Here is a 20130-nt window from a genome sequence, read left to right as displayed (position 1 = left end):
CGCGCGGAGTACCCGGACTTTCCATCCGGCAGTCGCGCGCCCGGGGCCGTAGCTTGATGCGCGTGGTCGAGACGATGCCCCTGTTCCCGTTGGGCACGGTGCTGATGCCCGGGGCACCTCTCCCACTGCACATCTTCGAGCCGCGCTACCGGCAGATGACCATCGACCTCGTCACCGGCACCGTGCCCGGCAAGCAGTTCGGCGTGGTCGCCGTCCGCGAGGGCTGGGGTCCCGACGACGGCCCCGAGGGGCTGCACGAGATCGGCTGCACGGCCGCCCTGCGCGAGGTCCGCCGCCTGCCCGACGGGCGCTTCGACGTGCTCACCGTCGGTGACCGCCGCTTCCGGCTGCTGTCGGTCGACGACACCTCGGCGCCCTACCTGACGGCGTCGATCGAGTGGCTGCCCGACCTCGAGGGCGACGACCCGGCCGAGCTCGAGCCGCTCGAGCGCATGGCCCGCGCGGCGCACCGGCGCTACTGCACCACCGCGCGCAGCTACCGGCGCGGGGTCGACGCCGCGGCGGCCGAGGCCGACCCGTCGATGGCCGACGACGAGGGCGAGGCCCCGCCGATCGACACGACGCTGTCCGACGAGGCTCCCGAGGACACCGACGTGACGGTCCTGCCGCACCTCCTCGCGGCCGACTGCCTGCTCCCGCTCGACGACCGGCAGGAGCTGCTCGAGCAGACCTGCCCGAAGGCCCGGCTGCAGCTGGTGTCGCACGCGATGGCCCGCGAGGCGACGCTGCTCTCCCAGCTGCACGCGGTGTGGGCGCCGACGGCGAAGTTCGCCGTGCCCTCGTCGGACAACTAGACCTCAGGGCCGGTCGAGGTCGTCCTCGCCGAGGGCGATCGCGCAGAGCAGGTAGGCCAGCACCGCGCCGATCCCGGCGCCGAGCACCGTCCAGAACGAGCCGATGGTGGCCGGGATCGTGGAGAGCGTCGCGGGGATCGGCGGGCCCGGGGTGGTGCTGCCGCTGGCCTGGGCGCGGTCGAGCAGCACCCCGAGCGGCCGGCGGTCGGTGAGCACGCCCGCGAGCCGGGTCCCGACGAAGGCCGCGACCCACGCCCCGGCGGTCGTCGCGATCGCGATCCCGAGCAGCGTCACCGGCCCGCGCCGCGTCCGGCGCCGCCACGCGAGCACCCCGACGACGACCCCGTAGGCCGTCGCGAGCAGGAAGAAGATCGCGGTCGCGTCGAAGACGTGGTCGGACTCGGCGGCCAGCGCCGAGCTCGCCCCGGTCGCGGTGGTGACGGTCGCCTGCCCGGGCGCGACGAGGGCCCACAGCAGCCCCAGCACCGCGCCCGCGACGACGACGAGGGCCGCCGTCAGCGCCGTCGGGCGGACGTCGTCGAGCAGCTCGGCGCGCGAGAGCATCCCGCGCGGGGGCTCGACGACGAACTCCTCGCTCACCGGGTCGAGCTCCGCTGCGCTGCGTCTCCCGTGGCCTCCGGGCTCACCGCTGCGCCCGCGCCGCGCTGGTGGTCTCCCCGTGGCGGCTGCACCGGGCGGTCCACCCCATGGGGTCGACCTGCACCACCATCCGGCGGGCGCACTCGGGGCAGTAGCGCGGCGGGTCGATCAGTGCGAGGCGCGCCCGGCAGTGCTCGTGGTCGCCGGACGCGGCCTCGCCGCCGCAGAAGGAGCAGTACATCGTCTTACAGCGTGTCGTTCAGGGCCTTGATCGGCATCTTGAGGGTCTCGAGCATCTCGAGGTCCTGCTCGGCCGGGCGCCCCAGGTTGGTCAGGTAGTTCCCGACGATGATCGCGTTAACCCCGCCGAGCATCCCCTGCTCCGCGCCGAGGTCGCCGAGGGTGAGCTCGCGCCCGCCTGCGAAGCGCAGCACCGTCTTCGGCATCGCGAGCCGGAACGCCGCGATCGTCATGAGCGCGTCGGGGCCCTGCGGCACGTCGAGGTGCGCGAACGGGGTGCCCGGGTTCGGGATCAGGAAGTTCATCGGGACCTCGTCGGGCTCCAGCGACGCGAGCTGCACCGCGAACTCCGCCCGCTGGGCCAGGGTCTCCCCCATCCCGATGATGCCGCCGCAGCAGACCTCCATGCCCGCGGCCCGCACCATCTGCAGGGTCTCCCAGCGCTCCTCCCACGTGTGGGTGGTGACGACCTCCGGGAAGTGGCTGCGCGCGGTCTCGAGGTTGTGGTTGTAGCGGTGCACGCCCATCGCGGCGAGCCGGTCGACCTGGTCCTGGTCCAGCATCCCCAGCGAGCAGGCGACGTTGATGTCGACCTCGGCGCGGATCGCGGCGACCCCGACCCGGATCTGCTCCATGAGCTTCTCGTCCGGCCCCCGGACCGCGGCGACGATGCAGAACTCGGTGGCCCCGGTCTTCGCGGTCTGCTTCGCGGCCTCGACCAGGCGGTCCTTGTCGAGCCACGCGGCACGCACCGGGGACTCGAACAGGCCCGACTGGGAGCAGAAGTGGCAGTCCTCGGGGCAGCCGCCGGTCTTGAGGCTGACGATGCCCTCGACCTCGACGTCGGGCCCGCAGTAGCGCATGCGCACCTCGTGGGCCAGCGCGAGCGCCTCGGTCAGTCGGTCGGCGGGCAGCTGGAGCACGGCGAGGACCTGCTCCTCGCTCAGCCCCTCCCCGCGCTCGAGGACCTGCTCACGGGCGACGGCGAGGATGTCGGGCGTGCCCTCACCGGTGGTCTGGGTGGCGGTGCTCGCCGTCGTCACGCGTCGCTCCAATGCGTCGGGGGTCCAACTCCGCGGAGTCTGCCTCACGACTCCGGCTCGATCCACTGCCCACCCAGGAGGGGATGCAGGCCACACCGGGCGGCGCGCTCGAGGGCCGCGGGATCGGCGTCGCCGAGACCGGCCGGCAGCACCCCGAGCAGCGGGGCGCCGGTGACGACGGGCAGGTCGCCGAGGTTCGTCCGCTCCGCCAGGTCGGGCTGCTCCGGGTAGGCGCCGACGACGGTCCCGACGAGCTCCCGGCCCCGGCTCCGGAGCGCCTCGGCGGTGAGCGCGGCGGTGTTGAGCACCCCGAGCCCGGCGGAGGCGACCAGCAGGACCGGGAGGTCGAGGTCGGCGAGGGTCTCGGCCTCGTCGTTGAGCCGGACGAGCAGGCCGCCGGCGCCCTCGACGAGGACGAGGTCGGCCTGGACGTCCCGGAGCGCCTGCTCGACGGTGACGATGTGCAGGGGCTCGAGCCCGCTGCGGCGGGCGGCGGTGGCCGGGGCCAGCGGCTCGGGGTAGCGGGCGAGCTCAAGGGTGCCCACCCGCCCGCCGGTCAGCCGCTCGACGTCCGCGAGGTCGCCCGGCTCCCCCGGCGCGATCCCGGTCTGGGCCGGCTTCACGACGACCACCCGCTGCCCCGCCGCGGCGGCGAGCGCGGCGACGGCGGCCGTGACCACCGTCTTCCCCACGCCGGTGCCGGTCCCGGTGACGATCATCGTCCGCACGGGCCCGAGGGTAGGCGCCCTGCGCCCGCTGGACAGTCGATCATGTCGAGCGCGACGTCATGCCTGCGGGAGAGGCCCGGCGGGGTCAGCCCGCCGCCCTCGTCGTCGGGAAGGGACTACGACCAGACGCGCACGCGGACGGCGTGGGGGTCGGGCGCGGGGCGCTCGGCCGCCTCGACGTCGGGACGCGGGGTCCCGTCGACGTCGTGGACGGCGCCGCAGCAGGTGCAGCGCAGGTAGTCGGGAGCCTCGGCCAGCGGGCGTCGGCACCGGCCGCAGTGCCAGAGCCGGAACGCCTGGGGGCTGTCCGTGACGGTCACGCCGATCCTCCTCATCGATTCAGTAGTGCACGACCAGGATGCCACTCACCCGGCGCTCACGCCCGTGCGCCCCAGCACGGCGGGCAGCACCTCCCCCAGGACCCGGTCGACCAGGGCGAGGTCGTCGGCGGAGAGGTCGGCCCGGGCGGTGAGCCGCAGGCGCGACGTGCCCTCGGGCACCGACGGCGGCCGGAAGCAGCCGGCCCGCAGGCCGGCGGCGGCGCAGGCGTCGCGGGCGGCGACGGCGAGGTCGGGCTCACCGAGCACCACGGGCACCATCGCCGCGGTCGGGTCCGCCACCCCGAGCTCCGGGGCGGCCGACCGCGCCGAGGCCGCCACCGCCGCCGCGGCCCGGTGCAGCGCCGCGACCCGCTCGGGCTCGTCGCGCAGCACCCCGAGGGCGGTGAGGGCGGCGCCGACGGAACCCGGGGCGAGCCCGGTGTCGAAGATGAACGCCCGGGCGGCGTCGACGAGGTGCGCGATCACGGCGGCCGACCCGAGCACCACGCCGCCCTGCGAGCCCAGCGACTTCGACAGCGTCGCGGTGGTGACCACGTCCGGCTCCCCCGCCAGGCCCGCCTCCGCGACGAGGCCCGCGCCGCCCGGCCCGCGCACGCCGAGCCCGTGGGCGTCGTCGACGAGCAGTACCGCCCCCCGCGCGCGGCACACCGCGTGCAGCGCCGCCAGCGGGGCGAGGCCGCCGTCGACCGAGTCGACCCCGTCGGTGACCACCAGGCGCCGCGTCTCCGGCGCCGCGGCCAGGTGCCGGTCGACCTCGTCGGGCGCCGAACAGCGCGCGACGACCACCCGCGCCCGCGACAGGCGGGCCGCGTCGACGAGCGAGGCGTGCGCCGCGACGTCGCTGACCACCACGGCGCCGCGTCCCGACAGGGCGGTCACCGCGCCGAGGTTCGCGGTGTAGCCGCTGGAGAACACCAGGGCGCCGGCCGTCCCGACGAAGGCCGCGAGCGCCTCCTCGAGCTCGGCGTGCAGCCGGGTGGTGCCGGTGACGAGCCGCGAGCCGGTCGACCCGGCCCCCCACGTGCGGGTCGCCACCACCGCCCCCTCGATCACCCGGGCGTCGCGGGCGAGGCCCAGGTAGTCGTTGGAGGCGAGGTCGACGAGCGGCTCGACGACGTCGCGCGGCGCCAGCACCCGGCGCAGGCCCGCCGCCTGACGGGCCTGCGCGGTGTCGTCGAGCCAGGCCAGGGGATCGTCCACGGCCCCAGACCCTAAGCCCGCGGGCCTAGGTGAGCCCCGCGCTCCCGGCCGCGAAGGCCGTGGTGGCCGGCTCGGGCTTCGTCGCCGAGGCGCCCGCCCCGATCCGATCGGTCGAGGCGGGGACGAAGCGGTCGCCGTCGAGGACCGACATCCGCGCCGAGGCGATGTCGAGGAACAGCCCGACGAGGCGCACCCGGCCCTCCTCGACGGCCTTCGCGACCCCGGGGTGGCGGGCCAGGCGGTCGAGCTGCACGGCGACGTTCACCATCGCCAGCTGGTCGACGTCGCTCGCGCCGGCCGCCGCCGCGTGCTCGCCGACGGGGTGCCTCGCCGTCCACCGCGACCGCGACTCGGCGGCCCCGGAGAGCCAGCGGCCCAGGGGGCCGTCGCCGCCGGACTCCCGGACGACGGCCTGCATCGCCCCGCACCCGGAGTGCCCGCAGACGACGAGGGTCGGCACGTGCAGGACGTCGAGGGCGTACTCGACGGTGGCGCCCACGGAGTCGTCGCCGGCGGTGCCCAGCGGCGCGAGGTTGCCGACGTTGCGCACCGTGAACAGGTCGCCGGGGCCCGACGAGGTGATGACGTTGGGGACCACGCGCGAGTCGCTGCAGGTGAGGAACCAGGCGTGCGGGGCCTGCCCGTCGGTGAGGTCGGACAGGTACGGCGCGACGAGGCCCGCGGCCCGGCGGTGGTACTCCCGCAGGCCGGTGAGGACGGGGTCGGCATCGTCGGGACGGCCGTGGCCCCGACCCGCGCCGTCCGCGGCGTCGTGCTCGGACTGCCAGACCGACCAGGGGGCGAGGAAGCGCGGCACGGGGCCGGGGCGGCGGTCGCCGGGGCCGCCGGCGGTCGACTCGCGGCGGGCGACGAGGCCCATCGTGCCCACCTCGTCGACGCGCACCGTGCCGCCGGCGAGTCGATGGCGCGCCTCCCACTCGGAGAGGTGGTCGAAGGCCGCGTGGTCGAGGTAGTCGGTGACGAGGTCGACGACGACGTCGGCGCCCTCGGGGATGCGGGCGAGGCGGCGCGAGAGGCGCGGGACCGACAGGAAGCACAGCGCGCCCTCGACGACGACGTGCCAGGTCTCGCCCTTGCGCCACGGTCCGGTCTCGTCGGCCCGGGGCGCCTGGACCTCGATCGACGCCCACACCACGCGGCGCAGGACCATGAGCAGCGCGAGACCCAGCCCCACGAGCACGCCGGTCAGCAGGTCGACGAACACGACGCCGAGGATCGTCACGACGTAGACCGGGAACTCGCCGTGGCGGTGCAGCTCCCGCATGTGCCCGACGTTGACGAGCTTCGCGCCGATGTGGACGAGCAGGCCCGCGAGCACGGCCATCGGGATCTGCTGGACCAGGCCGAGCAGGGCGATCGAGAAGACGACGATCCAGACGCCGTGCAGGATCGCCGAGGCGCGGGTGCGGGCGCCCGCGGCGGCGTTGGTGGAGCTGCGGACGATCACCCCGGTGATGGGGAGGCCGCCGAGGAGACCCGAGAGGGTGTTGCCGGCGCCCTGGCCGACCAGCTCGCGGTCGAGGTTGGTCGAGGTACCCGGGCGCATCCGCTCGACCGCCACGGCGGAGAGCAGGCTCTCGATCGAGGCGATGATGGCGACGGTGAACACGCCCACGACCACGCCGCCCAGGTCGGAGGTGGGCAGGACCGGCAGGGCGATCGCGTCGAGCACGGACCCGCCGACCTCGACGCGGTCGACCGGGAGCGCGGACAGCGCGGCGACGACGGTCAGCGCGACGACCGCGAGCAGCGGCGCCGGGATGCCCCGGACCCACCCGGGCACCGCGTCCGGGAGCCTCGGCCAGGCGAGCAGGACCGCGATGACGGCGAGCCCGAGCATCGTCGCGGGGCCGTGCGCGGAGAGCACCTGGCCGGGCAGGGCGAGCACGTTGGCGAGCGCGTCGTCCTGCTGCTCGCCGCCGAGCACCACGTGGAGCTGGCCGAGCACGATCGTCACGCCGATGCCGGCGAGCATCCCGTGCACCACGGCCGGGGAGATCGCGAGCGCGGCCCGGCCGACCCGGGTGCAGCCGAAGAGGATCTGGAGCAGGCCCGCGGCGACGGTGATCGCGCAGGTGACGCCCCAGCCGAACCGGTTGACCAGGTCGGCGACGATGACGGTGAGGCCGGCGGCCGGGCCGCTGACCTGCAGCGGCGAGCCGCCGAGGGCGCCGGCGACGATGCCGCCGACCGCGGCGGCGATCAGTCCCGCGGTCAGCGGGGCGTCGGAGGCCACCGCGATGCCGAGCGAGAGCGGCACGGCGACGAGGAAGACCACCAGCGAGGCCGGCAGGTCGTAGCGGACGGTCGAGCGGAAGCCCGTGAGGGCTCCGGCCGTCCCGCCGGAGCGGGACGTCGGTGGGGTGGGGGCGGGGGCGCGCATGGGTGTGCCAGTCCTCCGGCGTCGTCGTCTCGGCACCGCGGGACGCGCGACGTCGTCGTCGCGCGGGGAGCCCGCGTGCCCGGGGCGGTCTGCGCCGGTCGCCGTCGAGGGGCGGGGCGGCAGTCGTGTCTGCTGCCGCCGGAGTCTGCCGCAGTCCGGGCACGGACGATCCGGTTCACCGGCCGTTCACGTGACTCGCGGTACCGGGAAAGCTTCGTCCCGGTGCCTCGACGCCGGGCGGGGTGACGACGCCCGCCGATGTCCTCACTCTCGGCAGCGCTGCTCCGTCCGGCCCTGTGGTCCCCGCCGCACGGGTGCGCCGATCAGGTGATCATGGTCTTTACCCGCGCTTTGGTCGCGTGAGGGACCCTCTTGGGTTCCGGACACCCAGTCGTCACACGCGGCCCACACGCGGACTCAGCCGGCGGCCGCCGCTGCGAGGACCGCGCCCGCGATCCGCGCGACGTCCCCGGGCCCGGTGACGAAGGGCGGCATCGTGTAGATCAGGTCGCGGAACGGGCGCAGCCACACCCCGTGCTCCTCGGCCGCGGCCTGGGCGGCCGGCACGTCGACGGGGTGGTCGAGCTGCACGACCCCGATGGCGCCCAGCGTGCGCACGTCGCGGACCCCCGGCAGCTCGCGGGCGGGGGCCAGGCCGGTCGTCAGGGTCTCGTGGATCGCGGCGACCTCGCCGCGCCAGTCGCGGCGCAGCAGCTCCCGGACGCTCGCGAGCGCGACCCGCGCCGCCAGCGGGTTGCCCATGAACGTCGGGCCGTGGGCCAGGCCGCCGCCGCCGCGCTCGTCGCTGACCGCGGCCGCGACCTCCGGGGTGCACAGGGCCGCCGCCATCGACAGGTAGCCGCCGGTCAGGGCCTTGCCCACGCACAGCACGTCGGGCGCGACCCCGGCGTGGTGGGCCGCGAACAGTTCCCCGGTGCGCCCGAAGCCGGTCGCGATCTCGTCGAACACGAGGACGAGGTCGTGCTCGTCGGCGATCGCGCGCAGCGCCGCGAGGTGGCGCGGGTCGTGGAAGCGCATGCCGCCCGCCCCCTGCACCACGGGCTCGACGACGATGCCCGCCAGCTCCCCCGCGTGCTCCGCCGCCACCTGCGCGAGGTGGGCGTCGTAGGCCTCGTCGTACTCGGTGGGGTTCGCGGGGGGCGGGACGTCGGCGAAGACCTGCTCGGGCAGGAAGCCCTTCCACAGCGCGTGCATGCCGCCGTCGGGGTCGCAGACGCTCATCGCCGCGAAGGTGTCGCCGTGGTAGCCGCCGCGCCAGGTCATCATCCGCGTGCGCTCCGGGCGGCCCCGCGCGCGCTGGTACTGCAGGCACATCTTCACGGCGACCTCGATCGAGATCGACCCCGAGTCGGCGAGGAAGACGTGCTGCAGCGGCTCGGGGGTGATCTCGACGAGGAGCGTCGCGAGCGCGACCGCCGGCTCGTGGGTGAGCCCGCCGAACATGACGTGGCTGAACTCGTCGGCGTGCACCGCGGCGTCGAGCGCGGGGTGCCGGTAGCCGTGCACCGCCGCCCACCACGAGCTCATCCCGTCGACGAGCTCGCGGCCGTCGTCGAGCGTGAGCCGCACCCCCCGCGCCGAGCGCACCACGAGCGGGTCGGTCCGCCCGGGCATCGGCCCGTAGGGGTGCCAGACGTGGTCGCGGTCGGCGGTACGGAGGTCAGCGGTACCGAGGTCAGGGGGCGGGATCGGCGAGCCGGACACGCCACGCACGCTAACCGCGCCCTACGATCGGCGCCCATGGCGTCCGCGGGAGTGCAGAGCGGGGACGCCTTCTCCCGGCGCCGCGAGGTGGCCGCCACCAGCGCCCGCTCGCTGCTGCTCACGGTGCTGGGCGAGTTCGTGCTTCCGGCCGGCGAACCGGTGTGGACCCAGACCCTGCTCGACGCGCTCGGCTGCGTGGGGGTCGAGGAGAAGTCGGCCCGCCAGGCCCTGGCCCGCACCGCCGCCGACGAGGTGGTGGTCTCGGAGCGGTCCGGACGACGGGTCCGCTGGTCGCTGACCACGGGCGGCCGGCGGCTGCTCTCCGAGGGCGCGGCCCGCATCTACGCCCACGGCACCCGGCGCGAGCCGTGGGACGGCCGGTGGCTGGTGCTCGTCGTGAGCGTGCCCGAGGCCCAGCGGGCCCTGCGCCACCAGCTCCGCACCCAGCTCGCGTGGGCCGGCCTGGGTTCCCCCGCCGCCGGCGTCTGGGTGTGCCCCGACGCCGCCCGCGTCGGGGAGGCCCACCGGGCGCTCGCGGACGTCGGGCTCGACGACACCGCGCTCGTGGTGGTCGGCGGCACCCACGGGGGGCTCTCCGACGCCGAGCTCGTGGCCCAGGCCTGGGACCTGCGCGAGCTGGAGGCCCGCTACGCCGACTTCGCCGACCGCTTCACCGCCATCGAGCCGGCCCCCGACGACCCGGCGGCCGTGCTCGCCGCCCAGGTCCGGCTCGTCGACGCGTGGCGGCGCTTCCCGTTCCTCGACCCGCAGCTGCCGGCCGAGCTGCTGCCCACCGACTGGGCCGGCGCCCGCGCCGCCGAGGTGTTCCACACCTGCCACGAGGCGTGGGCCCCGGCGGCCCGGGCGGCGTTCGCGTCCCTGACGTGACGCGTCAGCCCGTCGGGAGCCAGATCTCCCAGGCGATCCCGTCGGGGTCGCCGAAGGAGACGAACTGCGCGTAGCCGATGTCGCGGACCGGCGAGTGCTCGACGCCGTGGGCGTCGAGGTGGGCGGCCCACGCGTCGAGGGCCTGCCGGTCGGGGACCGACACCGCGACGTGGTCGAGCCCCGTGCGCTGCGGGCTGAACCGCTCGCCCGACCCGTCGAGCGGCTCGTGGATGCCGAGCGTCATCCCCGAGCCGGGGTGGCGCAGCAGCTGCCGCGGGTGCCGCGCCCCGGGCGGGCCCTCGAGCCGGTCGGTGACCGCCTCGAAGCCCAGGACGCGCCCGTAGAACTCGGCGGCGGCCGCCATGTCGCGCACGACGAACGCGACATGGGCGACCCCGCCGAACGTCGTCACTGAATCCACACCGTCTTCGCGTTGGTGAAGGTCTGCGTCCCGAAGCTCGCGAGCTCACGGCCGTAGCCCGAGTTCTTGGCCCCGCCGAAGGGGACCTCCGGCGTCGAGGCGGTGATCTTGTTGATGTTCATCATGCCGGTCTCGACCTCGTTGACCAGCCGCTCCGCCTCGTCCGCGTCCTGGGTCCAGGCGCTGCCGCCGAGACCGAAGCTCGAGTCGTTGGCGATGGCGATGGCCTCGTCGAGGTCCTTCGCGCGGAAGAACAGCGCGACGGGGCCGAAGAGCTCCTCGTAGTACGCCGGGGCGTCCTTCGGGATCTCGGCGAGCACCGACGGCGGGTAGTAGTTCCCCCGGCCCTCCATCGGCTTGCCGCCGGTGAGGAGCTTGGCGCCTGCGGCGACCGAGTCCTGCACCTGCTTGTCGAGCTCCTCCAGGCCCTGCGGCCCCGACATCGGGCCGAGGTCGGTGTCCTCGGCCATCGGGTCGCCCACCTTGAGCGCCTCCATCTTCTCCACGAGGAGGCGCTGGAACTCGTCGGCCACCTGCTCGTGGACGATGATCCGCTTGGCGTTGATGCAGGACTGGCCGTTGTTGAGGGTGCGCGAGGCGACGGCCGCGTCGGCGGTGGCGTCGAGGTCGGCCGAGGGCATGACGATGAACGCGTCGCTGCCGCCGAGCTCGAGGACGCTCGTCTTGACGTTCTTCCCGGCCCGGGCCCCGACCTCGCGGCCGGCCGGCTCGCTGCCGGTGAGGGTGACGCCGCGGACGCGGTCGTCGTCGACCATGGCCTCGATCATCGAGGACCCGATGAGCAGCGTCTGGAACACGCCCTCCGGGAAGCCGGCCCGCACGAGCACGTCCTCGATGGCCAGCGCGACCTGCGGGACGTTCGACGCGTGCTTGAGCAGGCCCGTGTTCCCGGCCATGAGCGCCGGGCACAGGAAGCGGAAGACCTGCCAGTACGGGAAGTTCCACGGCATGATCGCCAGGACCGGCCCGAGCGGCTGGTAGCGGGTGAACACGCGGGCGTTCTCGGGGGCGTCCGCGGGGTCCCACGGGTGGTCGGCGAGGTGGTCGGCGGCGTGGTCGGCGTACCAGCGGCAGCCCAGGGCGCACTTGCCGACCTCGGCCTTCGCCGCGGCGAAGGTCTTGCCCATCTCGAGGGTGGCGAGCTCGGCCAGGTGGTCGACCTCGGCGTCGAGGATGTCGGCGGCGGCGCGCATCCAGCCGGAGCGCTGCTCGAACGTCGTGTCGCGGTAGCTCTGGAAGGCGTCCCAGCTGCGCTGGATCCGGTCCTCGAGCTCCTGCTCGGTGAGGGAGTCGAACTCCTGGACGGTCTCGCCGGTCGCGGGGTTCGTCGTTGCGATGGCCATGGGTGCGTACTACCCCGCGGGCCGGTCCCGGCACACAGGCGTCACAGGCGCGGGAAGACCTTCACGGCGTTGCCGCCGAGGACGGCGTCGGTGAGGTGCCCGGGCAGACCGAGGTCGCGCACGGCGGCGACGTTGCGCGACGGGCTCGCGGCCGGCGAGTCGGTGCCGAAGATCGCCTTCGCCGCGATCCGCTCCACGCCGAAGCTCGCGTAGTAGGTCGGCAGGCGCTTGGGCGGCAGGCCGGCGAGGTCGAGCCACACGTTCTCGCGCGTGAGGGCGAGCGACGCCGCGGCGTCGTAGCTCCAGCCACGGCCGCCGTGGGCGAGGACCACCGTGAGGTCGGGGAAGTCGCGCAGGACGTCGTCGATGAGGACCGGGTCGCCGTGCTTCGAGGTGGCCCCCGGGAAGAACGACGGCCCGGTGTGGACGATCACCGGCACGCCCCTCTCGACGCAGCGGGCGTAGGCCGGGTACAGCTCGCGGTCGTTCGGGGCGATCCCCGCGTGCACCGGGTGGATCTTCAGGGCGACGGCGCCGTGGTCGAGCTGCCGGTCGAGCTCCTTCGCCACCGGGTGGTGCACGTGCGGGTTGACGTTCGCGACGATGCGGAAGCGCTGCGGATCGTGCTCGACGATCGGCAGCAGGTCCTCGACGGTCTGCCAGCCGGTCGCCTTCGGGCTGTACTCGCAGAACATCAGCACCCGGTCGACGCCCTCGCCCGCGAAGTAGCGGCTGACGCGCTCCGGGACCGGGGCACCGTCCTCGTCGTACAACGACGCCCAGGCCTCGGCGTCGCCGGCCGCCCCCATCCACTGGTCCCACGACACCTTGAGCCGGGCGAGGTGGGCGACGTGGACGTGGGCGTCGACGATCATCGGTATGTGGCCTCCGGCCTCGTGAGCAGTTGGCGGGGTTATAGCACCGCGAAGTGCTCACGAGGCCTACGGCCACCTAGTCGAACAGGTCGGGGTCGGTCCGGACGATCTCGTCCCAGATCGGCTGGAACGAGAACCAGCCGGCGTAGGCCGACCCGGTCTGCTCGGCGGAGAACTTCGCGTTGACGTGGTCGATCTGCGTGGGCGTGCCGGCGGCCTCGGCGAGCAGCTGGGCCTGGCAGTTGCGCTCGGTGTTGATGAACCACCACGCCGCCTCGGCGACGGTGTCGCCCACGGTGAAGATCCCGTGGTTCTGGTGGAACACCATCTTGCGACCGGTCAGCCCGGTGGCCAGCGCGCGGCCCACCTCGGGGTCGAGCACCACGGCGCCGCGGCCCTCGGTGACCACGCCGTGGTTCTCGTAGAGGGTGCAGGCGTCCTGGGTGATCGGATCGAGCGGGCGGCCCAGCGAGCTCCACGCCTTGCCGTACACCGAGTGCGCGTGGGCGGCCGCGACGACCTCGGGGTGCGCCTGGTGGACCGCGGAGTGGATGACGAAGCCCGCCTGGTTGACCGGCCTGTTCCCGTACACGACCTCGCCCTCGTGGTTCACGGCGATGAGGTCGGAGACCCGGATGTGCCGGAAGCTCATGCCGAAGGGGTTGACCCAGAACATGTGCGGGTCCTCAGGGTCGCGGACCGTGATGTGCCCGGCGATCCCCTCCCCGAAGCCGAACCGGCCGAACACCCGGAACGCGCCGGCGAGCTGCTGCTTGCGGTGCAGCCGCTCCTCCTCGACGTTCGAGAAGGTGGGCGGCTTGGGCATCTCCAGGCCGGGCTGCTTCGGGGCGTAGCCCGGCATCCCGTCGACCTCGGGGGTGCGCTCGTCGCTGCGGTCCTGCGTCGGTGCGGCCATCCCCCGACGGTGCGCCGTGGCACGCGCACGGGTCAAGGGCGCGGCATGATCGGTCCATGCCACAACCCGGCGAGCCCCTCGGGAAGCTCGGATTCCTCACCATCGGGACGTTCTCGCCCGACGACCCCCGTCCCGGCCACGAGTACCTGCTCGCCGAGATCGAGCTGGCCGAGGAGCTCGGCTTCGACTCGGTCTGGTTGCGCCACCGGCACCTGCAGCACGGTGTCTCCTCGCCGGTGACCCTCCTGGCCGCAGCGTCGCAGCGCACCTCGCGGATCGAGTTCGGCACGGCGGTCACGCCGCTCGGCTGGGAGAACCCGCTGCGCTACGCCGAGGACCTCTCGACCCTCGACGTCCTGTCCGGGGGCCGGATGAACCCGGGCCTCTCCGTCGGCCCGCCCGGGCACTTCGACGAGGTCAAGGCGTCGCTCTACCCCGACACCGCCGACGCCGAGGACTTCACCTACACCCGCGTGAGCCGGCTGCTCTCGCTGCTGCGCGGCGAGCCGGCCAGCACCTTCTCCGGCACGCAGGGCATCGAGGTCTTCTCCGACCACGTCCAACCGCACTCCCCCGGGCTCGTCGACCGGGTCTGGTACGGCGCCGCCAGCGACCGCTCCGCGATCTGGGCCGGCGAGCAGGGGCTCAACCTGCTGACCTCCTCGGTCGTCCGGGTCGGCGAGGACGAGGAGCCGGACTTCGCCGCCATCCAGTCGCGGACGATCCGCGCCTACCGCGGGGCCCTCGCCGACGACCGCCCGGGGCGGGTCTCGCAGGGCCTCGTCGTCATCCCGACGGACACCGCGACCGCCGAGCAGAAGGCGAAGTACACGGCCTACGTCGAGGGCCGCACGCCCCGCACGTCGTCGCCGCAGGGCCCGGGCCGGCTGCTGTTCGCCCGCGACATCCTCGGCACGTCGGAGGAGGTCGCGGAGGCGCTGTACGCGCACGCGGCGTTCCGGGAGGTCTCCGAGGTGGTGTTCGCGCTGCCCTTCGGCTTCGAGCACGAGGACTACGTGCAGATCCTGACCGACATGGCAACGAGGCTCGGGCCCGCCCTGGGGTGGTCGCGAGCGGCATGATCGCTTCCGGGCGAGCGGAGCGACGGGGCATGCTCCCGGTATGCCCGCACCCGGTGTCCCCCTGGAGCGACAGGGGTTCCTGACCCTCGGCACCTACGACGGCGCCGACCCCGCACCCGGCCACGAGTACCTGCTGCGCGAGATCGTCCTCGGCGAGGAGCTGGGCTTCGACTCGGTCTGGCTGCGCCACCGCCACTTCCAGTCGGGGATCTCCTCGCCGGTGGCGATCCTCGCAGCCGCCTCGCAACGGACCTCGCGGATCGAGTTCGGCACCGCCGTGACGCCGCTGGGCTGGGAGAACCCGCTGCGCTACGCCGAGGACCTCGGCACCGTCGACGTGCTCTCCGGCGGCCGGATGAACCCCGGGATCAGCGTCGGGCCGCCCATCCACTGGGACGACGTCAAGGCCGGGCTCTACCCCGACACCGCGGACGTCGAGGACCTCACCTACACCCGCGTGGAACGCCTCCTGCGGCTGCTGCGCGGCGAGCCGGCGAGCACCTTCTCCGGCGTCGACGGCATCGAGTCGTTCTCGGACTACGTCCAGCCGCAGTCGCCCGGGCTCGCCGACCGCGTCTGGTACGGCGGCGGGAGCCGGCGCTCGGTGCGCTGGGCCGGGGAACAGGGCCTCGCGATGCTGACGAGCAACGTGATCCAGTCCGAGGGCCACGACCTGGGCGACGACGCCTCCCGGGTCTTCGCGCAGATCCAGCACGAGCAGATCGGGCTGTTCCGGTCCGTGCACCCGCTCGGCGAGGCCGCCCGGGTGGCGCAGGGGCTCGTCGTCATCCCCACCGACTCCGCGACCGCGGACCAGAAGGCGCGCTACGCCGCCTACGTGGAGCACCGGACGCCCCGGACCGCCGTCGCCCACGGGCCGCGGCAGATGCTCTTCGCCCGGGACCTCATCGGGACCTCGGAGCAGATCGCCGAACAGCTCTACGCGAACCCGGCGTTCCGCGAGGTGCGCGAGGTGGTCTGGGCGCTGCCGTTCACCTTCGAGCACGACGACTACGTCCAGATCCTCACCGACATGGCGACGAAGCTCGGCCCGGCGCTGGGGTGGTCGCCGGGGGCGAGCGGAGCGACGGGCAAGGGGACACCGTGACCGTGCACGTGGAGCGCGACGGGCCCGTGACGACCGTGACCCTCGACCGCCCGGAGCGCCGCAACGCCGTCGACGGCCCGACCGCCCGGGCGCTCGCGGACGCCTTCCGCGGGTTCGAGGCCGACGACGGGGCCGCGGTCGCCGTCCTGCACGGCGCCGGCGGCACGTTCTGTGCGGGCGCCGACCTCACCGCGGTCGCGACCGGGAACCGCAACCGCACCGAGCCCGACGGGGACGGGCCCATGGGACCGACCCGGCTCCGGCTCTCCAAGCCGGTGATCGCCGCGGTGAGCGGGCACGCGGTCGCCGGCGGGCTGGAGCTCGCCCTGTGGTGCGACCTGCGGGTGGCCGACGAGACCGCCGTGTTCGGGGTGTTCTGCCGCCGCTGGGGTGTGCCGCTCATCGACGGCGGGACGGTGCGCCTGCCCCGCCTGATCGGGACGAGCCGGGCCATGGACCTGGTCCTCACCGGGCGTGCGGTCGACGCCGCCGAGGCCCATGCCATGGGGCTGGCGAACCGGGTGGTGCCCGCCGGGGAGGCGCTGTCCGCGGCGCAGGCCCTGGCCCGGGACCTGGCGGCGTTCCCCCAGGTCTGCCTGCGCTCCGACCGGGCCTCGGTGCTCGACCAGGAGGGGCTCGACGAGCCGGCCGCGCTGGCCGCCGAGTTCGCCCACGGCCGGGCCGCGCTGGACGCCGAGACCGTCGCCGGCGCCGCGCGGTTCGCGGCCGGGGAGGGCCGGCACGGCCGGTTCTGACCGGTCGGCCTCCCCGACCCTCAGCTCAGGCAGCGCGGCCCGAGCAGCGCCTTGAGGTCGCCCATCAGGGCGCCCGAGTTGGTGACCTTGAGGCCGTCGTCGAGCCGCAGGACGTGGCTCGCCCCGTTGGCGGCGAGCAGCGTCAGGTGCACCTCGCTGGGCCCGGGGTGGGCGACGAGGACCTCCTTGAACTTCCCGACCCGCTCCGGGGTGCACCGCGCGCTCTCGATCGTCACGCGCAGCGGCGGCGCGGCGGAGCCGGTGGACAGGTCGGGCACGGCGAGGTCCTCCACGAACAGCGTCACGCGGTCGTCGCGCTTGTTGACCTTGCCCTTGACGAGCACGATCGCGTCCTCGGCGACGTCGATGGAGACCGCCGCGTAGGTGCGCGGGAAGAACAGCACCTCGATGCCGGCCGCGAGGTCCTCGATCTGGGCCGACGCCCAGGGCTCGCCCTTCTTGTTCACCCGGCGGGTGACGCTCGCGAGGATGCCGCCGACGGTGACGGTGGCGCCCTCGGGCACGTCGCCCTCGAGGATCTTCGCGATCGGGGTGTCGGCCCGGCTCGCGAGCACGTGCTCGAGGCCGTTCAGCGGGTGCCCGGAGACGTAGAGGCCGAGCATCTCCCGCTCGAGGGCGAGGCGGTGCTTGGGCTCCCACTCGCCCTCGGGCACCTTCACGTCGAACATGCCCGTGGTGTCGACGGCGTCGGCCGCGGAGTCGTCGAAGCTGCCGAACAGGTCGAACTGGCCGTCGGCCTCGGCGCGCTTGGTGGTCATCACCGCGTCGATGGCCTCGGCGTGCACGAGGGCCAGGCCCTTGCGCGTGTGCCCGAGCGAGTCGAACGCGCCGGCCTTCACCAGCGACTCGACGGTCTTCTTGTTGCAGACCTGCTGCTCGACCTTGCGCAGGAAGTCGGAGAAGTCGGCGAAGTTGCCCTTCTCGCGGCGGCTGTTGACGATCGAGTCGACGACGTTGGCGCCGACGTTGCGGATCGCGCCGAGCCCGAAGCGGATGTCGACGCCGACCGGGGCGAAGTCACGCACCGAGTCGTTGACGTCGGGCGGGAGCACCGTGATGCCCATGCGGCGGCACTCGGCGAGGTAGATCGCCGCCTTGTCCTTGTCGTCCCGGACGCTGGTGAGCACCGCGGCCATGTACTCGGCCGGGTAGTTCGCCTTGAGGTAGGCCGTCCAGTAGGAGACGACGCCGTAGGCCGCGGAGTGCGCGCGGTTGAACGCGTAGTCGGAGAACGGCAGCAGGATGTCCCACAGCGTCTTGATCGCCGCCGGGGAGTAGCCGTTGTCCTTCATCCCCTGGGCGAAGCCGGCGTACTCCTTGTCGAGGATCTCCTTCTTCTTCTTGCCCATGGCGCGGCGCAGCAGGTCGGCCTTGCCCAGCGAGTAGCCCGCGAGCACCTGGGCGATCGCCATGACCTGCTCCTGGTACACGATCAGCCCGTAGGTCTCGCCGAGGACCTCCTTGAGCGGCTCGGCGAGCTCCGGGTGGATCGGAGTGACCTCCTGGCGCTTGTTCTTCCGGTCCGCGTAGTCGTTGTGGGCGTTCGCGCCCATCGGACCCGGCCGGTAGAGGGCGCCGACGGCCGAGATGTCGTCGAACTCGGTGGGCGCCATGCGCCGCAGCAGGTCGCGCATCGGGCCGCCGTCGAGCTGGAACACCCCGAGCGTCTCGCCGCGGGAGAGCAGGTCGTAGGTGGCCTTGTCGTCGAGCCCGAGGTTGTCGAGGTCGAGCGGCTCCTTGCCGTTGAGCGTGATGTTCTTCAGCGCGTCGTCGATGATCGTGAGGTTGCGCAGGCCGAGGAAGTCCATCTTGAGCAGCCCGAGGGTCTCGCAGACCCCCATGTCGAACTGCGTGATGATCGCGCCGTCGGCCTCGCGCCGCTGGATCGGGATGACGTCGATCAGCGGTTCCTTGGACATGATCACGCCGGCGGCGTGCACGCCCCACTGCCGCTTGAGGCCCTCGAGGTCCTTCGCGGTGTCGACGATCTCCTTGACCTGCGGGTCGGACTCGTAGAGCGCCCGCATCTCGGCGGCCTCGGAGTAGCGCTTGTGGCTCGGGTCGAACACCCCGGACAGCGGGATGTCCTTGCCCATCACCGCGGGCGGCATCGACTTGGTGATCCGGTCGGCCACCGCGTAGCCGGGCTGCCCGTAGAGCACCCGCGCCGAGTCCTTGATCGCGGCCTTCGCCTTGATCGTGGAGTACGTGATGATCTGGGCGATCTTCTCCTCGCCGTACTTCTCGGTGACGTAGCGGATCATCTCGCCGCGCCGGCGCTCGTCGAAGTCCATGTCGATGTCGGGCATGGAGACGCGCTCGGGGTTGAGGAACCGCTCGAAGATCAGCTTGTGGTGGATCGGGTCGAGGTCGGTGATCCCCAGGACGTACGCGACGAGGGAACCCGCCGCCGACCCGCGGCCCGGCCCGACGCGCAGGTTGACCGATCGCGCGTAGTTCAGCAGGTCGGCCGTCACCAGGAAGTAGCCCGGGTAGCCCATCTGCATGATGACCGACACCTCGTAGTCGGCCTGCTTGCGGTACTGCTCGGAGAAGCCGTTCGGGAACCGCCAGTGCAGCCCCCGCTCGACCTCCTTGACCAGCCAGCTGCCCTCGGTCTCCCCCTCGGGCACCGGGGCCACCGGCTGCAGGTCGCGCCCCTCGGTGAACGAGACGTCGACGCGCTCGGCGATCGCGAGGGTGTTGTCGCACGCCTCGGGGAAGATCGGGTCCCACTGGTCGCGCATCTCGCGCGCGCTCTTGAGGTAGAAGTCCTGCGCGTCGAACCGGAACCGGTTCGGGTCGTTCATCGTCTTGCCGGTCTGCACGCAGAGCAGCACCTCGTGCGGCTTGGCGTCCTTCGCGTAGGTGTAGTGCAGGTCGTTCGTCGCGAGCCCGGGCAGGTCGAGCTTCTTCTTGAGGTCGTAGAGGTCGTCGCGGACCCGGCGCTCGATCTCGATGCCGTGGTCCATCAGCTCGCAGAAGAAGTTGTCCTTGCCGAAGATGTCGCGGTAGTCGCTCGCGGCCTGCATCGCGCCGTCGCGGTCGCCCTGCTGCAGCAGGCGGGCGACCTCGCCCGACGGGCACCCCGTGGTGGCGATGATCCCCTTGCCGTAGGTCTCCAGGAGCTCGCGGTCCATGCGGGGCTTGTAGTAGTAGCCCTCGAGCGAGGCGAGGCTGGAGAGCCGGAAGAGGTTGTGCATCCCCTCGGTGTTCTCGGCCAGCAGCGTCATGTGGGTGTACATGAGGTCGGGGTTGTCGCTGCCGTTGACGTTCTGGCCGATCGAGACGCGCTTGCGCTCGTGGCGCGACCCGGGCGCGAGGTAGCCCTCCATGCCGATGATCGGCTTGACCCCGTGGGCGTTGGCCTTCTTCCAGAACTCGTAGGCCCCGAAGGTGTTGCCGTGGTCGGTCATCGCCAGCGCCGGCATGCCCATGCGGGAGGCCTCGGCGAAGAGGTCGTCCAGCCGCGCCGCGCCGTCGAGCATCGAGAACTCGGTGTGGGTGTGGAGGTGGACGAACGAGTCGTCGGACACGCGAGGGACCTCCCCGGAACGGCTACCTGGCACCCGACCCCGAGGCCTGCGGGAGGCGATCTCGGAGG

General features: G+C 73.5%; 18 protein-coding genes. 5 read left to right on the top strand and 13 right to left on the bottom strand.

Annotation, left to right across the window (positions count from 1 at the left end; genetic code table 11):
* The first annotated feature begins 56 nt into the window (after window positions 1-56).
* Complete coding sequence (locus tag ACFPBZ_RS09295; RefSeq protein WP_378035747.1) at window positions 57-815, top strand: LON peptidase substrate-binding domain-containing protein; 759 nt, start codon at window positions 57-59, stop codon at window positions 813-815.
* Between the two features lie 3 nt (window positions 816-818).
* Here the strand turns inward: ACFPBZ_RS09295 and ACFPBZ_RS09290 are convergent, their stop codons facing one another.
* From ACFPBZ_RS09290 to ACFPBZ_RS09255, 8 genes are all read right to left on the bottom strand, one after another.
* Complete coding sequence (locus ACFPBZ_RS09290; RefSeq protein ID WP_378035746.1) at window positions 819-1415, bottom strand: DUF2567 domain-containing protein; 597 nt, start codon at window positions 1413-1415, stop codon at window positions 819-821.
* A 43-nt stretch (window positions 1416-1458) separates the two neighbouring features.
* Window positions 1459-1656, bottom strand: a complete 198-nt coding sequence (gene bsaP / locus ACFPBZ_RS09285) for a biotin synthase auxiliary protein BsaP (RefSeq protein ID WP_378035745.1) — start codon at window positions 1654-1656, stop codon at window positions 1459-1461.
* Window positions 1657-1660: 4 nt separating this feature from the next.
* Window positions 1661-2698 (bottom strand): biotin synthase BioB, encoded by a 1038-nt coding sequence (gene bioB, locus ACFPBZ_RS09280; RefSeq protein ID WP_378035744.1) that lies wholly within the window; start codon window positions 2696-2698, stop codon window positions 1661-1663.
* 44 nt (window positions 2699-2742) lie between these two features.
* Entirely contained in the window at window positions 2743-3426 is a 684-nt protein-coding gene (gene bioD / locus ACFPBZ_RS09275; protein ID WP_378035743.1) for a dethiobiotin synthase, read from the bottom strand.
* A 116-nt stretch (window positions 3427-3542) separates the two neighbouring features.
* The gene (locus ACFPBZ_RS09270; protein WP_378035742.1) at window positions 3543-3746 is read right to left on the bottom strand and encodes a hypothetical protein; all 204 of its coding nucleotides are present in this window, start codon (window positions 3744-3746) and stop codon (window positions 3543-3545) included.
* A gap of 45 nt (window positions 3747-3791) precedes the next feature.
* Entirely contained in the window at window positions 3792-4967 is a 1176-nt protein-coding gene (locus tag ACFPBZ_RS09265) for an 8-amino-7-oxononanoate synthase (protein WP_378035741.1), read from the bottom strand.
* A 25-nt stretch (window positions 4968-4992) separates the two neighbouring features.
* Window positions 4993-7371 (bottom strand): SulP family inorganic anion transporter, encoded by a 2379-nt coding sequence (locus ACFPBZ_RS09260; protein ID WP_378035740.1) that lies wholly within the window; start codon window positions 7369-7371, stop codon window positions 4993-4995.
* Window positions 7372-7788: 417 nt separating this feature from the next.
* Entirely contained in the window at window positions 7789-9096 is a 1308-nt protein-coding gene (locus tag ACFPBZ_RS09255; protein WP_378035739.1) for an adenosylmethionine--8-amino-7-oxononanoate transaminase, read from the bottom strand.
* Between the two features lie 36 nt (window positions 9097-9132).
* On the opposite strand from ACFPBZ_RS09255, the gene ACFPBZ_RS09250 reads away from it, so the two are divergent.
* Window positions 9133-9984 carry a PaaX family transcriptional regulator gene (locus tag ACFPBZ_RS09250; protein ID WP_378035738.1) on the top strand — a complete coding sequence of 284 codons (852 nt, stop codon included), beginning with the start codon at window positions 9133-9135 and terminating at the stop codon, window positions 9982-9984.
* 4 nt (window positions 9985-9988) lie between these two features.
* Here the strand turns inward: ACFPBZ_RS09250 and ACFPBZ_RS09245 are convergent, their stop codons facing one another.
* The 4 genes from ACFPBZ_RS09245 to ACFPBZ_RS09230 all read right to left on the bottom strand — a co-directional run bounded on the left by ACFPBZ_RS09245 (window position 9989) and on the right by ACFPBZ_RS09230 (window position 13560).
* Window positions 9989-10396: a VOC family protein gene (locus ACFPBZ_RS09245; protein WP_378035737.1), complete on the bottom strand. Its 408-nt coding sequence runs from the start codon at window positions 10394-10396 to the stop codon at window positions 9989-9991.
* Window positions 10393-11769: an NAD-dependent succinate-semialdehyde dehydrogenase gene (locus ACFPBZ_RS09240; protein WP_378035736.1), complete on the bottom strand. Its 1377-nt coding sequence runs from the start codon at window positions 11767-11769 to the stop codon at window positions 10393-10395. Before ACFPBZ_RS09240 ends, ACFPBZ_RS09245 begins: the two co-directional genes overlap by 4 nt.
* Before the next feature lie 41 nt (window positions 11770-11810).
* Window positions 11811-12644, bottom strand: a complete 834-nt coding sequence (locus ACFPBZ_RS09235; RefSeq protein ID WP_378035735.1) for an amidohydrolase family protein — start codon at window positions 12642-12644, stop codon at window positions 11811-11813.
* Between the two features lie 76 nt (window positions 12645-12720).
* Window positions 12721-13560, bottom strand: coding sequence for a class II aldolase/adducin family protein (locus tag ACFPBZ_RS09230; protein ID WP_378035734.1), 840 nt, complete (start codon window positions 13558-13560; stop codon window positions 12721-12723).
* Between the two features lie 56 nt (window positions 13561-13616).
* Between ACFPBZ_RS09230 and ACFPBZ_RS09225 the strand changes: the two genes are divergently transcribed.
* From ACFPBZ_RS09225 to ACFPBZ_RS09215, 3 genes are read left to right on the top strand one after another with little or no spacing between them, the layout of a single operon-like run.
* Window positions 13617-14642 (top strand): LLM class flavin-dependent oxidoreductase, encoded by a 1026-nt coding sequence (locus tag ACFPBZ_RS09225; protein WP_378035733.1) that lies wholly within the window; start codon window positions 13617-13619, stop codon window positions 14640-14642.
* Between the two features lie 40 nt (window positions 14643-14682).
* Window positions 14683-15750 carry an LLM class flavin-dependent oxidoreductase gene (locus ACFPBZ_RS09220; protein ID WP_378035732.1) on the top strand — a complete coding sequence of 356 codons (1068 nt, stop codon included), beginning with the start codon at window positions 14683-14685 and terminating at the stop codon, window positions 15748-15750.
* The gene (locus ACFPBZ_RS09215) at window positions 15747-16505 is read left to right on the top strand and encodes a crotonase/enoyl-CoA hydratase family protein (protein WP_378035731.1); all 759 of its coding nucleotides are present in this window, start codon (window positions 15747-15749) and stop codon (window positions 16503-16505) included. The genes ACFPBZ_RS09220 and ACFPBZ_RS09215 overlap by 4 nt, the downstream gene beginning before the upstream one ends.
* 20 nt (window positions 16506-16525) lie before the next feature.
* Here the strand turns inward: ACFPBZ_RS09215 and dnaE are convergent, their stop codons facing one another.
* Window positions 16526-20062, bottom strand: coding sequence for a DNA polymerase III subunit alpha (gene dnaE / locus ACFPBZ_RS09210; RefSeq protein WP_378035730.1), 3537 nt, complete (start codon window positions 20060-20062; stop codon window positions 16526-16528).
* Between the last annotated feature and the right edge of the window lie 68 nt (window positions 20063-20130).

Origin of the sequence: Actinomycetospora atypica (assembly GCF_042653685.1) — a bacterium.
In the GTDB taxonomy this organism is placed as follows: Bacteria; Actinomycetota; Actinomycetes; order Mycobacteriales; family Pseudonocardiaceae; genus Actinomycetospora; species Actinomycetospora atypica.
This window is presented reverse-complemented; position numbering and strand designations above follow the sequence as displayed.